The following is a 16,844-nucleotide window of genomic DNA, read 5'->3' as shown; positions in this document are numbered from 1 at the left end:
TGCTCTCAGGAGCTGCAAAGTTGGCGATAGGGAACCTGCTCGAAGGACTCTCGCCATTCCCGCTCGGTCAGCTCGCGTCCCGCCCGCTCGCAGAGGGCGCCGGCCATGCGCTCGGGGTCCACCACGAACTCGTGGATCAGGCCGGCGTGCTCGGCGACGTACAGCGCCTTCCCGTCGGGGCTGAAGGCGAGGCCGCCCTCGCCGGGCAGCCCTTCGGCGTACGCGCTGACCGGGCCGCCGAGCCGGCGCCGGGCCCGCACGTCCCACAGCTGGAGCGTGCCGGGGTCGTCGCCCACGGTGGCCAGCAGGTCGCCCTGAGGAGAGAAGGTCATGTGCGCGACCCGCTCGATCGCGCCTCTCAGCATCGGCGAGGCGGCGGCCTGGCCGTCGAGGCGGCGCAGCGCGATCCGGCCGGTGCGGTCGCCGCTGACGGCCATCGTCGACTGGTCGCTGACGGCGACGACCCCCGTGCCGAACCCGGCGCCGAGCGGCCTGCCGGTGGCCACGTCATGGAACCTGCCGTCGGTGCCCGCCAGCCGCTTCCCGTCGGGGGTGAGGACGCCGCCGGCGGCGCGTGTGGCGGAGGTGCCCAGCCCGCGGCCGGTGCGCGCGTCCACGCGGCTCATCCTGATGTCCGTCTCCGTGAGGGCGGTGGTGAGGACCAGCGTCCGGCCGTCGCGCGTGAACGCCGCCTGGACGGCGGGCCTGTCGAAGGGCACGGGCGCCGACCACCGCCGCTGCCGCGTCCTGAGGTCCCACAGCGTCATCCGGCCGCTCTCGGGGATGGTGAGCAGCCGCTCGCCCTGCTGGTCGAAGACCGGCCGGCCGGAGGCGCGCATCCGCCACACCCTTCGACGGGCGGCCAGCTCCCACAGCTCCATCGTGTGCTCGTCCGGCCTGGTCAGGGCCCACCTGCCGTCGGGACTCAGCTCGGTGCCCCACTGGGCGGCGGTGGTGCGGAAACCGCTCACCCGGGGCCGCAGGTCGAGGGTGACGACGGTGTCGTCGAGCAGGTAGCGCAGGACGTCGCCGTCGAAGCGGGCGTCGGTCAGCTCGCCCTCGGCCTGGTAGGCGAGGACCTGCCGCTGGTCGGCCACCTCCCAGACGCGCAGCGACCGGTCGGCGAACGCGGCCAGGTAGCGGCCGTCCGGGCTGAAACGCAGGCCCTTGACGGCCGCGTCGCACAGCTCGCACGCCGGCGCCGCGGGCCAGAACTCGTGTTCGCCGCCGGGCAGCGGCAGCCGCCTGCCCGTCGCGGGGTCGACGAGCTGGATCTCCCGTCCCGCGCAGGCCAGCATCGTGCCGTCGGCGGTGAACGCCGCCGCGTGCGGCTGGTCCTTGCAGGCGGCCGTCAGCCTGTCGTCCCTGGTCCACGCGGGCAGCCGCAGCGCCGAGAAGGGCGGGTCGCCCGGCACGAGCAGCAGCCGTCCGGTCCTGTCGACCAGCGGGTCGCCGCCGGTGAAGGAATCCCGCGCGCGGATGCCGCCGAACGTGCGGCCCCTGTCGTGGTCCCACAGGTAGATCAGCGAGTCGGTGAGGCTGACGGCCAGCGTGGACTCGCTGTCGCCGTAGTCGGCGCCGCGTCCGCCCGACCCCTCGGGCATCGCCTTCTGCGCCACCAGCCGTCCCGTGGCGACGTCCCAGACGGTGATCCTCTTGTCGGTCGTCACGGCGACGCGCCGCCCGCTGCCATTGACCGACACGTCGAACAGGTACTCGCCGCCGATCCCCGGTACGGCCCAGCCGCGCGTCCTGCGGCCGGAACGCAGATCGTGGACCGCCACGCCGCTCTCGCTCACGCTGACCAGGAAGCGCCCGTCATGGGTGAGCGCGCGCAGCGCCACCCCGTCGACCGGCGGGTCGTGGAAGGCGGCGACCTCGCTCTGCTGGTAGGACGACACCAGCGCCGAGCGCGTGTCGACACCGGGCGAGACCCGCCAGGCGGCCAGCGTCAGCAGCATCGCCCTGACCGGATCGCCCGCCCGCAGCGCCGCCGCCTCGATCGCGACGTTCCTGGCCGTGGCCGCGTCGCGCTGGGCGTCGGCGCGCCGGGCCTGCCACACCGCGAGCCCGCCCGCCACCAGCGCGACGGCGAGCAGGCCGGCCAGCGCCGCGGTGGTCAGCCTGCGCCTGCGGGCCCGCTTCCTGGTCAGCTCGGTGCCCGCGCGCAGGTAGTCGCGCTCCGTCGGGGTGAGCGTGACGTGCTTGCGCCCCGTCGCGGCCCAGCTCAGCACGCTTTCCAGGCGGCTGCCCTGCAGCAGGTCGCCGTCGCGGCGGCCGTGGTCGGCCCACTGCCTTGCGGCCGCGCTGAGCTCGGTCAGGACGGCGAGGCCGGCCCTGTCGGCGTCCACCCACCCGCGTAGCCTCGGCCACGCCCGCAGCAGCGCCGGACGCGAGAGCGCGACCATGCCGTCCCTCTCGGTGACGAGATAGGAGAAGGCGCGCAGGATCCTCTCGACCGGCTCGTCCCGCCCGCCGTCGAGCAGTTCCGACCTGGGCGTCCAGCGGACGGTCTCGCGGCCGTCCTCGTCCACGGCGACCAGCCGCAGGAACACCTCGGGGACCAGCTCGCGCTCCCGCGGCCCGAGCCCTCCGTAGGCGTCCTCGGCGATCGTGCCGAGCGCGGGATCGGCTTCGCCCGTCACGTGCAGGCCCATGGCCGAGCGGCTGCCGGCCGCCAGCAGCTCCCCGGTACCGGCCACCGGAGCGCTGACCAGCGCGAGCAGCAGGTCGCGGGCGGTCGGCCGGGCGGCCGGATCCTTGGCCATCGCCGCGGCCACCAGCGGGGCCAGCCGTTCCGGCAGGACGCTCAGGTCCGGCTGCGAGGACAGCACCCTGTGCATGACGCCGCCGAGGTGGTCGGCGCGGAAGGGGTCCTCGCCGGTCGCGGCGAACAGCACCACCGCGCCCCATGCGAACACGTCCACCGCCGGCGTGGCGCGCTGGCCCGTGAAGATCTCCGGGGCCATGTAGCTGGGAGTGCCGGCGACCTCACCGCTCCTGGTCAGCGACATCTCCGCGGTCCGTGCGATGCCGAAGTCGATCACTCGCGGCCCGTCGGGGCTGAGCAGCACGTTGTCCGGCTTGAGGTCGCGGTGGATCACGCCCGCGTCATGGATGGCGGTCAGCGCGGTGGCCACGGCGGTCGCGAGCCGGTACAGGTCGTCGCCCGCGAACAGGCGGCCCGCCGCACGCAGGCTCGGGCCCTGGACGTACTCCGAGACGATGTGCGGCCGCGGCCCCTCGGTCTCGACGTGCAGGACCCGGGCCGTGCAGAACGAGGCCACCCGCTGGGCCGCGGTCGCCTCCCTGGCCAGGCCTCGCGCGTCGGCGGTGTGCAGCACCTTGATGGCGACCCTGTGGCCCTCGCCGTCGTATGCCTCGTGGACGACGCCCTGGCCACCCTCGCCGAGCCGTCCGGCCAGCCAGTAACCACCGATGCGCGCTGGATCATTCACGGGGGGTTAGATGCCCTTCCCTGTCGCGAAGTTGCGGTGCGCGGGCGGGGTGCTCGCGCCGGTTGTGGCCACGCCGGGCCCGCCCGGACCTGAGGGTGGTGCTCGTCCGGGCTTGCTCGGGGCTTGCGCGGCGTGGAGACGACCTGGTCGGCGGGCCGCAAGTGCTCGCCAAGCCGCTGTCAAGCGGCCGGGTGCACTGTGGGGACAACCAAAGGGGGCAGACCATGCGACGCACCAGGATCGTCAAGACACCGTCCAAGCGCCAGCCGAGCCGGCCTCAGGACCTGGACCTGCGGTCGCCGTCCGGACGACGGCTTCCGTACTGACGCGATCTTTACATGGGACTTATGGGGCAATCTGTAAGTAATGTGATGTAACAAAAACATCACGCCGGGGGGCTCAGTGAACACGAGGCTTGAGGCGGTGCCGCCGCGGGTGGCGCGACACAAGGTCCGCGACATCAGGAAGACCGGCCGCCGCAACCACACCCAGACCGACACCACGGTCGTCGACCTGAGCGCATACAGCGGCCGCAACGTGATCCGGCTGCCCTCGGGACCCCCGTCCGCCGCCTAGGACTTGTACAGCTTCTCCTGGTAGGAGTCCCCGTAGTAGCGCTCCAGCTCTTCGAGGGACTCCTCCACTTTCTGGACACTCTTCAGGATCGCCGCGTGGGACGGCATGGCGTCGGGCCGCCACGTCTCCGGCTTCCACAGCGTCGAGCGCAGGAACGCCTTGGCGCAGTGGAAGAAGATCTGCTCGATCTCCACGACCAGCGCCAGCCGCGGCCGATGGCCCTTGACGATCATCTCGTCGAAGAACGGCGCCTCCCTCACCAGCCTGGCCCTGCCGTTGATGCGCAGCGTCTCGCCCCGCCCCGGCACCAGGTAGAGCAGGCCGACGTGCGGGTTGGTCAGGATGTTGAGGAACCCGTCTGCCCGGCGGTTGCCGGGACGGTCGGGGATCGCGATGGTGGTGTCGTCGATGACGTGGGTGAAGCCGGGCGGGTCACCCTTGGGCGAGACGTCGCACGTGCCGTCGGCGGCCGCGGTGGAGATCAGGCAGAACGGGGAGTTGGCCAGCCACTCCTTGTCGCGCTCGTGCAGCGCGAACCGATCCTTGGCTGCGGCCCTGGGCATCACCTCGCCCAGCAGGTCGCGCAGCTCTTCCTCGGACGTGATCTCGGCCCAGTCCATGTGATCCCCTCTGCCGGACGGCTCTGGCGTGCCCATCCTCGACCATGCCGCCACCATCACCACCACCGGGTCGCCCACCCGACCCCACCGTTCGGCCACCTCTGACCATCCGGCACCCAGGACCCACCCCACCCAACGCACGGGCCCCTGGATCGCCGCGCCGCGCGACACCCACCGTCCGTCAGCACGGCCGGACCCTCCTGCGGCGCGGGCGCTCCGGGCCGCCGCATCGCGCCGCGCGACACCCCCTACGGCCGGCCACCTCACCGGTCGGCGTTCGCCCCGGTCAGCGCGATGCTGTCGGGGATGGCGGCGAAGGCCGTGTCGAGGCGCTCCTGCAGTCCCGCGAGCCCGCCCGGCCCGCCGTCGGCCGTCCAGCTGAGCGCCGCGTGCCGCCACGCCGCGATCGCGACCTCGATCACCAGCTTCAGCCGTACGTCTTCGGCGTCGAACCCCGCCCGGGCGCCCATCCTCGCGAAGGCCGCCTGCGTCGTCTGGTCGCAGTAGCGCAGGCTGTGCGCCTGCACCGCCGGGGTCACCGCGCACAGCGCCCTGGTGGCCAGGAACCTGGCGCCCCATCCCTCGTCCATCCGCTCGAGGCTCACCCGCAGCGCCGTCCTGAAGGCGTCGAGCACCAGCCCCGCCACCTCCATCGCGTCGACCTCGTCCAGGAAGGTCGACCACAGCTCGGTGTCGGCCGCCAGGGCGACGTCCTCCTTGCTCGGGAAGTTGCGGAAGAAGGTCCGCTTGGAGACCTCCACGGCGTCGACGAGCTCGTCGAGCGTGGTGTGGTCGAACCCCTTCTCGGTGAACAGCCGCAGCGCCGCCTCCGTCAGCGCCTGCCTCGTGCGGGCCTTCTTGCGCTCCCGAAGCGGCAGCTCGCGTAGATCCATGCGATCACCCTAACGCAAAAGTGCCGATTGACAGCTAACGCCACTCAGTGGCATTTTCTGCCGAGTGGCAATTCAAACGCGCTCCTCGAGCCCCGCCCTGACCATGGCCGTGGTCCTGCTGGGCTTCCTCGTCGTCCCCATGTCCATCTCCGGCGCGGCCGTCGCGCTGCCCGGAATCGGCGCCGACCTGCGCGCGGCGGGCGCCCCGCTGCAGTGGGTGATGAACGCCTACAACCTCACCTTCGCCTCCTTCACCCTGGTCGCGGGCTCGCTGGCCGACCTGTTCGGCCGCCGCAGGGTGTTCGCGACCGGAGCCGCGATCTTCGCCGCCGGGTCGGTGGTGGCCGCCATCTCCGACGGCATCTGGCTGCTCGACGCGGCCAGGGCGCTGTCCGGCGTCGGCGCCGCGGGCGTGATGGCCGGCGGCGCGGCGATCCTGGCCACCGCGTTCGACGGACCGGCCAGAACCCGGGCCTTCGCACTGCTCGGCACTGTCGCGGGCATCGGGCTCGCGCTCGGCCCGACGATCTCGGGCTGGCTGGTCGGCGGGCTCGGCTGGCGGGCGATCTTCCTGTCGAACGCGCTGATCCTGGCCCTCTCACTGGCCGGCATCCCGTTCATCGGGGAATCGCGCGCCCCGCGTCGTCCGCAGGTGGACGTCAAGGGCGCGGTGACGTTCGTCGCCGGTCTCGGGCTGCTGACCGTGGCGGTGGTCCAGGGACCGCAGGCGGGCTGGGGAGATCCTGTCGTGCTGGGTCTGCTGGCCGCGGCCGCGGCGCTTCTCGTCGCCTTCGCGGCCGTCGAACGGCGCAGCCCCCACCCCGTCCTCGACCTCACACTGGTGCGCAACCGGCGCTTCCTCGCGCTCAGCCTCGTGCCCGTCGCCACCAGCTTCGGCATGGTGACACTGCTGACCTACCTGCCCACCTACTTCGCCGGCGTCCACGGCGCATCTCCTCAGCAGGCGGGCCTGTGGATGCTGGTGATGACCGCCCCCGTGCTGATCGCCCCGCCGGTCGGCGGCTGGCTGCTGAACAGGGGCGTGCCGGCCAGGACGCTGGTGACCGTGGCGGTGGTGCTGTTCGCGGCGGGCAACGCCTGGCTCGCGACGACGGACGCGGCGCCGCCCGTCGCGCCGCTGCTGCTGGTCGGGGTGGGCGCGGGCCTCGGCTTCGGCGTCGGCGACGGGCTGGCGATGAGCATGGTGGAACCCGAGCGGGCCGGGATGGCCGCCGGCTTCGTCAACACGCTGCGGATCGGCAGCGAGGCGATCGTCATCGCGGTGTACGGCTCGGCGCTGGTCAGCCTCGTCCAAGCCAGAGTCGGCGACGCGGAACTGGCCAACACGATCGCGGCGGGCGGCCCCGGCGGCGGCCCCCAGCTCGCCGCGGCGTTCCAGGTCGTCGTATGGGCCGTCGCGGGGATCACCCTGGCGATGGCGGTGGGGATCCACGCGATGCTCCGCCCTCCGGCCGCCGCCGACCAGCCGTAGCCGCGCCGTACCCGACCTCTCCAGGGGTGCTTGGGAGGGACCCCTTGTGAGGGCCCGCAAGCACGCGTCAACTATCCGTCTATCGCGACAGCTCAATGTGAGAGCGTGACTGGTGTGACACGCCCCGCGGTGCTCTCACCGCGCCCCAGCAAAGCTCTCATCATCGGCCTCGTGGTCTCGGGCATCTGCGCGCTGCTGATGCTGGCCCTGATGCTGATGTCCAACGAACCCTCGGGCTTCGGCCTGGCGGCGCTCATGGCCGTGGCGCCCCTGCCCATCCTGCTCGGCGCCGTACTCGCGCTCGACCGGCTGGAGCCCGAACCCAGGCTCCATCTCGCCTTCGCGTTCGTCTGGGGCGCGGGAGTGGCCGTCGTGCTGGCCGTCATCCTGAGCATGGCCGGCCAGGAGCTCTTCCGCCGCGCCGGGTACGGCGAGACGGTGGTCAACGACATCGGCACCGTCGTCCTGGCCCCCGTCACCGAGGAAGGCCTGAAGGGGGCGGCACTCCTGCTCCTCCTGCGCAGGCGGAAGGAGATCGACGGGCTGACCGACGGCATCATCTACGCCGCCATGGCGGGGCTCGGTTTCGCGCTCGTGGAGAACGTCGGCTACTACGCGATCGCCTTCATGGAGGGCGGGGCCGACGACGCGATGGGCGTGTTCGTGCTGCGCGGCCTCGTCTCGCCGCTCGGCCACCCCGTCTACACCTCGATGATCGGGCTCGGCGTCGCCTACGCGGCCACCAGGCGAAACCCGGCCAGGTGGCTGGCCATCCCGCTCGGCTACCTGGCCGCCGTGCTGCTGCACGGCCTCTGGAACGGCGCCGCGACGCTGGGCGGCGTTCGCGCGCTGGGCGGGGTCTACCTGCTGGAGTTCACGGTGATCGTCGTACTCGTGGTGGTGATCCTTACCGAACGCAGGCGGGTGCTCGCCAAGATCGGCAGTGTCCTGCCCGGCTACCTGCCGACCGGTGTCCTCACGCAGCAGGACATCGGCATGCTCAGCTCGCTGAAGGCGCGCAGGCACGCGCGCACCTGGGCCAAGAAGGCTGGACGGTCCCGCGCCATGTCGGACTACCAGCACGCGGCGACCGAGCTGGCCATGCTTCACATCCGGGCCGAGCGGGAAGGCATGGCGCAGGCCACGTTCGCCGGACGCCGCGATGCCCTGCTGCACGTCATGGGCACCGCCCGAAACTGGTGACTCTTCCCCTCCATTGATCCTCTGGTCGCCCCGCGGGAAGATGGGCCGACAGACGGCCATCAGCGGTGATATGCATCGCGGGAGGGTTCGGGTGGCACGAGCGGCGGCGAGGCCGAATCCCTGGCGATCGGGCAGGTCGACGGCAAGACCATCGTCTTCTTCCAGCGCAAATACGCCCCCGGATGGGGCGGCATCCGCTTGTGGGACGCCACGACGGGCGAACCGTATGGCAAGGCTCTGAGCATCCGCTCCACCGCCATGGCCGTCACGCGCGTCGGATCCCGGACGGTGCTGGTGACCGGGCAGGACGACGGCACGGTGATCGTGTGGGACCCGCGGACGATGGAACCGCTCCTGCCTCCCCTCCCCGGCCACCACGGTGCCGTCAGCGGGGTCGCGGTGACCATGCTCAAAGGCAAACCAATCGCCGTCTCCGGCGGCAGCGACGGCAGCATCCGAACCTGGGACCTCGCGGACATTTCTCATTAACGCCCTCTCGCCCAATCAGACCGCACGCACAACCGCAACCCACGACCACGACCCCCACTCACCCCGGCCCGAAAACCACACCCGATCCCAACGCCCGATCAGACCACACGCACAACCGCAACCCACGACCGCGACCCCGACTCACCCCGGCCCGAAAACCACACCCGATCCCAACGCCCGATCCGACCACACGCACAACCGCAACCCACGACCGCCGGACTCGCCCTGGCTTGGGGCTCGGCCACGATGCCTGGCGTGGCGCCGGGGCCGGATCGCCGTCGGCTGCACCTTCAGGAAGTCGTCGGCTACACCTTCAGGAAGTCGCGCAGGTGCGACAGCACGACGTCAGGGCGCTCCTCCGCCAGGAAGTGGCCGCAGTCGGGGATCTCCGCGCCACGCACGTCGCGGGCGTAGTCGCGCCACACCTCCTCGACCCCGACCCGGGCAGGCAGCCCCGCCGAACCCCACAGCGCGAGCACCGGCATCTCCAGCCGCTTGCCCGCGTCGTAGTCGGCGTCGTCGTGCGCCGCGTCGTCAGGGAAGGAGGCGCGGTAGTCGTCGAAGCCGGCCCGCAGCGCCCCGGGCTGCGAGAAGGCCCGGTAGTACTCCTCCACGTCGAGCGCGGCCCGCTGGACGGTCCACTTCTCGAAGAAGTAGCCGAGATAGCCGCGGACGTCGGCTTCCACTAGCCGTTCGGGCAGGTCGGGCTGAAGGTGGAAGGTCCAGTGCCAGGTGCCGAGCGCGATGCCCGTCTTCATGTCGAAGCGCCGCCACATCTCCCTGGTGGGGATGATGTCCATGACGACCAGGCGCTCCACCTCGTCGGGGTGGTCGAGGGCGTAGCGGTGGGCGACCCGCCCTCCCCTGTCGTGGCCGACCAGCGAGACCCTCTCGTGGCCGAGCTGCCTCGCCAGCTCGCGCACGTCGGCGGCCATCGTGCGCTTGTCGAACCCGGTGCGCGGCTTGTCGGTCAGCCCGTAACCGCGTAGATCGGGCGCCACGACCGTGAAGTGCTCGGCGAGCGGGGCGATGAGGTGACGCCAGCAGTGGCTGTTCTGCGGCCACCCGTGCAGCAGCATCAGCAGTGGCCCCTCCCCTTCGATCAGGTAGTGCATGCGCAGGTCGCCGACCGCGGCCATCCGTGACTCCACCATGGCGTAACTCCATCATGTGGTTACAGGGTTAACCCCATCATATGGTTAGAAGCATGCGAGCGCGAGACTGGGTGTGGGACGGCGGGCGTCCGGCACTGGATTTCGTCAATACCTATCGGGACCGCAAGACGGGCGGCCGGGAGCTGCTGCTCCAGCCCGAGGACCTGCTGGAATGGCTCGGGCTGCCCGAGGACCTGCCGTTCGGCACCAGCCCGCAGGAGTCGGCGGTGGCGGGGACGACGATGCTGATGGAGGCGCGGGAGCTGAGAGAGGCCATCTGCCGGTGCCTCGACGCGGCCATCGCGGGCGAGAGCGGCTTCCCCGAGCCGATCAACCGGTGGGCCGCGCGCCGGCAACCTGCCCTGGTCCAGCTGGCCCCCGACCTGTCCGTCGCACGGCTCCCGCCGGCCGATCCCGTGGCTGCGGCCCTGGCCGAGATCGCCAGCGACGCCGTCGAACTGATCGGCGGGCCGGACCTGCGCCAGGTGCGGGTGTGCGCCTCACCTACCTGCGGGATCCGCTTCGCCGACCGGTCGAACGCGGGCACCAGGCAGTGGTGCTCGATGAAGCGGTGCGGGAACCGGGAGAAGGTCCGCCTGCACCGCGCCCGCCGTACCGACCACTAGCCCGCCGCGCCCATCACCGGCCGGCCGGGCCTCTTCGTGGATCTCCCGTCTCCGTCTGCAGGTTGACCGGGGCTACGGGCCCTCTCACCGCCTGCCCACGCCGCCCCGACGGCGCTGGCCGGCCAGGCCTCCCCCGCCCCGACGCCGCTGCCCGGCCAGGCCTCCCCCATCTCAACGCCTCAGCCCAGCCAGGCCTCCCCACCCCGACGCCTCAGCCCGGACGGGTGTGGCGGCAGCCGCACGAGGTCCTGCTGGATTGGGCCCGGGCGGCCGGCGCGCTCGGCTTCTCCCACGCCGCGACGGACTCCTCGCAGAACAGGGCGCCGGAAGGGGGTCGCAGGCCGGCCCGCCTCGCTGCCGATCGAGGCGTCGGAAGGGGGTCGCAGGCCGGCCCGCCCGCGGCCGATCGAGGGCGCCGGAAGGGGGTCGCAGGCCGGCCCGTCCGCGGCCGATCGAGGGCGCCGGAAGGGGGTCGCAGGCCGGCCCGCCTCGCTGCCGATCGAGGGCGTCCGGCGGAAGGCGCCACCTGGTCCGCCGGCTGCCGATCCGGTCGCTGATGGCCCGCCGCGGCATCGAACGCGGCTTCGGCCTGAGCGAACTACGTCGAGCGCCCTGCCGCATCCTCTTTCGACGCCCGCGCATCCGCTGGGAGGTGCGCGCCGACGTCCACGGGGCCTTCCTCAAGCCGGCCTGCGCACTCATCGGCCGGCGACGCCTCAGCTCATGGCGTCGGAAGCTCTTGGCGGCCCAGGCCGTGAACTTTTGCTCCGTACGAAACCAACAGAGAGGTAGATCGTCTTTCGGACGGAGAGGAAAGCATGAACTTAAGCAGTGGACTGATGGCCGCCGTCCTGGCCGGATCGATCGGCATGACCACGTTCCAGGCGCCGGCGCTCCAGGCGTCACCGTCGCCCGACCGGGGAGGTGTCCGGCTCGACGACAGCGCGCCCGAGGGCGCCGTCACACTGATCACCGGCGACCGGGTCGTGGTGACCGGACAGAGCCACCGGGTGGAACCGGGGCCGGACCGGCAGGTCACGTACCACACCCGCCGGCGTGACGGGCACCTGTACGTGTTTCCCTCCGACGCGATGCCGCTGGTCGCCCAGGGGGTCCTGGACGAGCGGCTGTTCGACGTCACGCAGCTGCTGCAGTGGCGTTACGGCGACGCCTTCCGGGCCGACATCCCGCTGATCAGCCAGTCGCCCCGGAGAGCCGCATCCACGCCGCGGGCGGCACGGCAGACCGCATGGCTGGGCACCGTCGGCATGACGGCACTGCGCGTCACCAAGGCTGATGCGGCCAAGGCGTGGAAGGACCTGGTCGCCGGGCCGCGGGCGCTCGCGGCGGGCCGGACGAAGCTGTGGCTGGACGGGCGCCGCCCGTTCACCCTGGACCGCAGCGCCGCGCAGATCGGCGCGCCCGAGGCGTGGAAGCAGGGCTTGACCGGGGCGGGCGTCACCGTCGCGGTGCTGGACAGCGGCTACGACCCCGACCACCCGGACCTGAAGCAGGTGGTCACCCAGTCGCGCAACTTCACCGACACCCCGGACATCCGCGACAACGTCGGCCATGGCACACACGTCTCCTCCATCGTCGCCGGCGCCGGGGAGAAGTACCGGGGTGTGGCGCCGGGCGCCAGACTCGCGGTCGGCAAGGTCGGCGAGCAGGACATCACCGAGTCGCAGCTGCTGGCGGGCATGGAGTGGGCCGCGGTCGAGGTCAAGGCCAAGGTCATCAACATGAGCATCGGCAGCCCCGACACGCCGGAGGTCGATCCGATCGAGCAGGCGGTGAACACGCTGTCGGAGAGAACCGGCGCGCTGTTCGTCATCTCCGCCGGCAACAGCGGCTCGACTCCTGGAACGATCAGCAGTCCCGGCAGCGCGGAGGCCGCGCTGACCGTCGGCGCGGTGGACAAGTCCGACCGGATGGCCGAGTTCTCCAGCCGTGGTCCCCGCCAGGGCGACCACGCGATCAAGCCGGACGTCACCGCTCCCGGCGTGGACATCACGGCCGCCGCGGCGGCCGGCAAGGCAGACGGGCCTTATGTCTCCTACAACGGCACGTCGATGGCCGCCCCCCACGTGGCCGGGGCGGCGGCGATCCTCGCCCAGCGCCACCCCGACTGGAACGGTGCGCGGCTCAAGGCGGCGCTGATCGGCTCGGCCACCCCCATCGCGGACGCCGGGCCGTACGACCAGGGCGCGGGCCGGGTGGATGTCGTCCGTGCGCTGGCACAGCAGGTCGTGGCCCTGCCGGGCAGTGCCTGGGCGGCCTTCCCCTGGAAGGATTCCGGCAAGCGGGAGGCGACCAGGACGATCACCTACGCCAACTCCGGTGACACTCCCGTCACCCTCGACCTGGCCGCCGACGGCGACGTGCTGTCCCTGTCGGCCGCCCGGCTGGAGGTTCCGGCGAAGGGAGAGGCGTCCGTCACCGTGACGATCAACGCCGAGCGGAAGCCTCCCGGCGACCATCCCGGGGTGATCACCGCCAGGTCAGGTGACGCGGTGGTCCGTACGCCGGCCGGTGCATTCGTCGAGCCGGAGTCCTACGACGTCACGATCACCGGCCTCGGCAGGAACGGCCGGCCCGCCTTCGGCGCCGGAGAGCTGTACAGCCTCGAGACCGGCGCGGTGCACAAGTTCTACCTCGCCGACGGGAAGAGTACGGTCCGGCTGCCGGTCGGCCAGTGGAACCTCTACGCCGAGGTGTACGAGGAGACCTCGGGCACCACCGCCCATGTTCCGGTGACGGTCGGCAAGGCCGACCAGGACGTGGTGCTGGACGCGCGGAAGGCCAAGAAGATCCAGTTCGCCGTGGACGAGCCGACCGCCGCGCCTGAGCCCTCACTCCAGGTCTTTCTCGCCCATGGTTCGTGGGGCTTCGGATGGGCCGCTCCTATGACTCCCGGTTTCGACTACCTCGTGCTTCCGGTACGACAGCCCGGCCTGCACTACATGGCCGGCACGGTGTGGCACAAGAAAGGCGTGAAGCCGAGCCCGTACCGCTACGACCTGGTCGACTATCACGCCGACGGCATTCCGGACGATCCCTCCTACACCGCGCGGACGCGTGACCTGGTGAAGCTGACCGCGACCTACCGGGCCGCGGGCGTGGCGACCACGGGATCCGTCTGGGCGGGTGCCCGCAACCCGGCGTCGGGCATGTCCTGGGAGTTCCCGACCCACGAGGTCCCTCTGCCCAGCACCTTCACCCACTACCGGACGCCGGGCTTCGTCTGGGGCACGGAGGTCAGGGCGGGCAAGTCGTGGGTGCGTGACACCGGAAGGCGGCTCGATCGGGGGCCCGTCCAGGAAACCTGGAACGTGGCGGTGACCGGGCCGGCCTTCGCCACCTCGGGCGGGAGCCGTACCGGGGACGAGCTCCGATTCGCCGCCAACCAGCTCTTCGCGGACGGCGCGCCCGGACGGACCGGCGGCGACGGCGCGGCCACCGGAACGATCACTCTGGCCACCGGCGGCGGCGTGCTCGCCACGACCGATCTGGCCGACTGCACGCAGTATGAGACGCCGCAGTGCCTGCTGTCGGCGCGCCTTCCGGCGGCCGAGCACACGTACACGCTGCACGCGTCGGCGCGCAGGCAGGTGCCGTACGCGGCACTGTCCACGGCGGTGGACTCGGTCTGGACCTTCCGTTCGGCGACCACGGAGAAGCAGCAGACGCTGCCGCTGATGGCGGTGCGCTACGCGCCGAAGGGCCTCGACAGCCTCAACCGCGCCGCGCCGAGATCCGTGACCCGGTTGCCGATCTCGATCGAGCGCAACCCGGGAGCGGCCCAGGCCGCGGTGAGATCCCTCAAGCTGGAGGTGTCCTTCGACGACGGCGCCGGCTGGCGTGAGGTGCCGGTGATTCCCGCTCCGTCAGGATGGGCCGCGCTGCTGGCCAACCCCGGCACGCCGGGCTTCGTCTCGCTGCGCGCCACGGTGACGGACGCCGCCGGCGACGGCGTCGTCCAGACAGTGACACGGGCGTACGCCGTCGGATGACGACCGGGCCCGTGTCGCCCAGACCGCGACACGGGCCTACGCCCTCGGGTGACCTTCGGGCCCGTGTCGCCCAGACGGTGACACGGGCGTACGCCGTCGGATGACGACCGGGCCCGTGTCGCCCAGACGGCGACACGGGCCTACGCCCTCGGGTGACGACCGGGCCGAGGGCGGGGCCGCAGGTCCTCGCCCTCGGCTCCGGACGCTCCAGGGTGGCGAACCGTGACGCCGCCGAGGCGGTACGGCCCCGGCCGGGTCGCTGATCGCCGGCGACCACTGACCGGCGTCAGGACTTACCCGTCCAGCTCAGGATTCGCGGTAGTACGGGTCGGCGACGGTGCCGTCGCCGGTTTCGGTCGAGTAGGAGTACACCTCGCGCCCGTCCACGAAGACCCGCAGCGCCCTGCTCATGATGTCCAGCGGGTCGCCCGACCAGATGACGACGTCGCCGTCCAATCCCGGCTTCAGCGATCCGACCCTGTCGTCCAATCCCATGATCCTCGCCGGGTTCACGGTGATCGACCGGAGTGCGGTGTCCCGGTCGAGGCCCTCCTTCACCGCCAGGGTCGCCTGGTGCACCAGGAAGTGGATCGGCACCACCGGATGGTCCGTGGTGATCGCCAGCTCCACTCCCGCGCGCGCCAGGATGCCGGGGTTGCGCAGGGATCGGTTGCGCAGCTCCACCTTCGACCTGCTGGTGAACAGCGGCCCGATGATCACCGGAATCTCCCGCTCGGCCAGCAGGTCGGCGATCAGGTGCCCCTCGGTGCCATGGTTGATGATCACGCGGTAGCCGAACTCGTCGGCCAGGCGCAGCGCCGTGGCGATGTCGTCGGCCCGGTGCGTGTGCTGGCACCAGGGCAGTTCTCCGTCCAACACCTTCACCAGCACCTCGAGCGTGCCGTCCCGGTCGAAGGCCTTGCCGTCCGCCTCGGCCTGCTCGCGCCTGTCCCGGTAGTCCTGCGCCTTGCGGAACGCGTCACGGATCACCGCGGCCACACCCTGCCTGGTGGAGGGCATCTTCTTCTGGTCACCGTACACACGCTTGGGGTTCTCGCCGAGCGCGCTCTTGACGCTCACCGGCTCGCGGACCAGCATCTCCTCGACCGTACGGCCCCAGCACTTCACCGCCACCGTCTGGCCGCCGATCGGGTTGCCGGAGCCGGGCTTGATGACCGCCGTGGTGACGCCGCCGGACAGCGCGTCGCCGAAGCCGAGGTCGCCGGGGTTGATGGCGTCGAGCGCCCGCAGCCTGGCACCGTTGGGATCGGTCATCTCGTTGGTGTCGTGACCTGCCCACCCGTCGGCCTCCTCGTGAACGCCCAGGTGGCCGTGCGCCTCGACAAAGCCGGGCAGTACCCAGCCGCCCGCCGCGTCGACGACCGGCACGCCTTCGGGGATCTCGACGTCGCGCCCGACCGCCACGATCTTGCCATCCTGGATCAGCACGGTGCCTCCGTCGATGGGATCACCGTCGACAGGCACCACATATCCGCTGGTAATCGCGATATTCATGCATGCAACCTAGCCGAATTGACCACCCCATTTTCGGGGTTTCGGCCCCACTGTCAGGGATTGTCCGGCATGATGATCGGCAGTCTCAACGAAGGGAAACAGAGCGTGCTCAAGTCTGTTCTCGCGGCTACGGTGATCATGGGTGGGGTTCTCGCCGTGCCCGCGACCGCCAACGCCGCCGGATACACCCCCGAAGGGATCTGCGGCAACGGCTTCGCGGTCGTCAACAAGGCGCCGGTCGGCAAGCTGGGTACGGTCTACCTGCTGTACAACCGCCGCAACGGCCAGAACTGCGCGGTCACCATCAAGTCGCAGCTCGCCGGCCAGAGCACCCGGACCACGGTGGAGCTGCAGGTGGCGCGCCCGGCCGGCAACAACACCGCCCCCTACATCCACAAGGACTCCGACTCCGGGCTGTTCAAGTACTACGCCGGTCCGGTGAAGCTGGACGGCAAGGGCATGTGCGTGAAGTTCTCCGGCTCGATGGCCACCGGCTACCGGAGGACGAGCATGGTCTACGGCGGTAACAACGCGTTCACCAACTGCGGCTGACCGGCCGCCGTCCGGCCCTTGACGGGCCGGACCCGGACATCGCGGGGTGCGCCAGGACCGGGCGCATGGCCGTGATCACCGGTGCCCGCCCGACGACCGACCGAACGCACGCCGTGGGCGATCAGCCGACGGGGGCAACCGGTCGGTGGTCGGGCAGGAGGCGCCGGTCGGCCGATATCGTCCTCGCCCCGCCATCCGGCGGGCCGGTCACCGTGACCGGCGGCCGCCAGGAATCCGCGGCCCGGGCGGCGAC

Annotated in this window: 12 protein-coding genes; 7 read left to right on the top strand and 5 right to left on the bottom strand. The window is 71.6% G+C overall.

Annotation, left to right across the window (positions count from 1 at the left end; genetic code table 11):
- Positions 1–5: 5 nt before the first annotated feature.
- Positions 6–3,458, bottom strand: coding sequence for a protein kinase domain-containing protein (locus ACWDLG_RS33315; protein ID WP_449927818.1), 3,453 nt, complete (start codon positions 3,456–3,458; stop codon positions 6–8).
- Between the two features lie 402 nt (positions 3,459–3,860).
- Between ACWDLG_RS33315 and ACWDLG_RS33310 the strand changes: the two genes are divergently transcribed.
- Positions 3,861–4,034 carry a hypothetical protein gene (locus ACWDLG_RS33310; RefSeq protein WP_354905199.1) on the top strand — a complete coding sequence of 58 codons (174 nt, stop codon included), beginning with the start codon at positions 3,861–3,863 and terminating at the stop codon, positions 4,032–4,034.
- On the opposite strand, the gene ACWDLG_RS33305 is transcribed toward ACWDLG_RS33310, so the two are convergent.
- The gene (locus ACWDLG_RS33305; RefSeq protein WP_449927816.1) at positions 4,031–4,654 is read right to left on the bottom strand and encodes a pyridoxamine 5'-phosphate oxidase family protein; all 624 of its coding nucleotides are present in this window, start codon (positions 4,652–4,654) and stop codon (positions 4,031–4,033) included. The genes ACWDLG_RS33310 and ACWDLG_RS33305 overlap by 4 nt on opposite strands.
- 263 nt (positions 4,655–4,917) lie before the next feature.
- Positions 4,918–5,547: a TetR family transcriptional regulator gene (locus ACWDLG_RS33300; protein WP_449927814.1), complete on the bottom strand. Its 630-nt coding sequence runs from the start codon at positions 5,545–5,547 to the stop codon at positions 4,918–4,920.
- A 64-nt stretch (positions 5,548–5,611) separates the two neighbouring features.
- Here ACWDLG_RS33300 and ACWDLG_RS33295 point away from each other — a divergent pair, with 64 nt between their 5' ends.
- From ACWDLG_RS33295 to ACWDLG_RS33285, 3 genes are all read left to right on the top strand, one after another.
- Positions 5,612–7,039, top strand: a complete 1,428-nt coding sequence (locus ACWDLG_RS33295; protein WP_449927812.1) for an MFS transporter — start codon at positions 5,612–5,614, stop codon at positions 7,037–7,039.
- Between the two features lie 105 nt (positions 7,040–7,144).
- Positions 7,145–8,242 (top strand): PrsW family intramembrane metalloprotease, encoded by a 1,098-nt coding sequence (locus tag ACWDLG_RS33290; RefSeq protein WP_449927810.1) that lies wholly within the window; start codon positions 7,145–7,147, stop codon positions 8,240–8,242.
- 198 nt (positions 8,243–8,440) lie between these two features.
- Positions 8,441–8,731, top strand: coding sequence for a WD40 repeat domain-containing protein (locus ACWDLG_RS33285; RefSeq protein ID WP_449927808.1), 291 nt, complete (start codon positions 8,441–8,443; stop codon positions 8,729–8,731).
- Between the two features lie 305 nt (positions 8,732–9,036).
- Here ACWDLG_RS33285 and ACWDLG_RS33280 read toward each other — a convergent pair whose 3' ends face one another.
- Positions 9,037–9,885, bottom strand: a complete 849-nt coding sequence (locus tag ACWDLG_RS33280) for an alpha/beta fold hydrolase (protein ID WP_449927806.1) — start codon at positions 9,883–9,885, stop codon at positions 9,037–9,039.
- Positions 9,886–9,938: 53 nt separating this feature from the next.
- Here ACWDLG_RS33280 and ACWDLG_RS33275 point away from each other — a divergent pair, with 53 nt between their 5' ends.
- Both ACWDLG_RS33275 and ACWDLG_RS33270 read left to right on the top strand, forming a co-directional pair.
- Positions 9,939–10,511, top strand: a complete 573-nt coding sequence (locus tag ACWDLG_RS33275) for a CGNR zinc finger domain-containing protein (RefSeq protein ID WP_449927804.1) — start codon at positions 9,939–9,941, stop codon at positions 10,509–10,511.
- Positions 10,512–11,329: 818 nt separating this feature from the next.
- Positions 11,330–14,524, top strand: coding sequence for a S8 family serine peptidase (locus tag ACWDLG_RS33270; RefSeq protein WP_449927802.1), 3,195 nt, complete (start codon positions 11,330–11,332; stop codon positions 14,522–14,524).
- A 306-nt stretch (positions 14,525–14,830) separates the two neighbouring features.
- On the opposite strand, the gene ACWDLG_RS33265 is transcribed toward ACWDLG_RS33270, so the two are convergent.
- Positions 14,831–16,039 (bottom strand): amidohydrolase, encoded by a 1,209-nt coding sequence (locus ACWDLG_RS33265; RefSeq protein WP_449927800.1) that lies wholly within the window; start codon positions 16,037–16,039, stop codon positions 14,831–14,833.
- A gap of 69 nt (positions 16,040–16,108) precedes the next feature.
- On the opposite strand from ACWDLG_RS33265, the gene ACWDLG_RS33260 reads away from it, so the two are divergent.
- Positions 16,109–16,591 carry a hypothetical protein gene (locus ACWDLG_RS33260; RefSeq protein ID WP_449927798.1) on the top strand — a complete coding sequence of 161 codons (483 nt, stop codon included), beginning with the start codon at positions 16,109–16,111 and terminating at the stop codon, positions 16,589–16,591.
- Positions 16,592–16,844 lie beyond the last annotated feature (253 nt).

This window comes from Nonomuraea sp. NPDC003727, assembly GCF_053586935.1.
Note: the sequence above shows the minus strand (reverse complement) of the source record. Positions and strands in the feature narration are given on the sequence as shown.

What these genes read in the sequence shown, in the direction of transcription:
- ACWDLG_RS33305 (WP_449927816.1), bottom strand. Translation starts at nt 4,654, where the DNA reads ATGGACTGGGCCGAGATCACGTCCGAGGAAGAGCTGCGCGACCTGCTG.
- ACWDLG_RS33300 (WP_449927814.1), bottom strand. Translation starts at nt 5,547, where the DNA reads ATGGATCTACGCGAGCTGCCGCTTCGGGAGCGCAAGAAGGCCCGCACG.
- ACWDLG_RS33280 (WP_449927806.1), bottom strand. Translation starts at nt 9,885, where the DNA reads ATGGTGGAGTCACGGATGGCCGCGGTCGGCGACCTGCGCATGCACTAC.
- ACWDLG_RS33275 (WP_449927804.1), top strand. Translation starts at nt 9,939, where the DNA reads ATGCGAGCGCGAGACTGGGTGTGGGACGGCGGGCGTCCGGCACTGGAT.
- ACWDLG_RS33270 (WP_449927802.1), top strand. Translation starts at nt 11,330, where the DNA reads ATGAACTTAAGCAGTGGACTGATGGCCGCCGTCCTGGCCGGATCGATC.
- ACWDLG_RS33265 (WP_449927800.1), bottom strand. Translation starts at nt 16,039, where the DNA reads ATGAATATCGCGATTACCAGCGGATATGTGGTGCCTGTCGACGGTGAT.
- ACWDLG_RS33260 (WP_449927798.1), top strand. Translation starts at nt 16,109, where the DNA reads ATGATGATCGGCAGTCTCAACGAAGGGAAACAGAGCGTGCTCAAGTCT.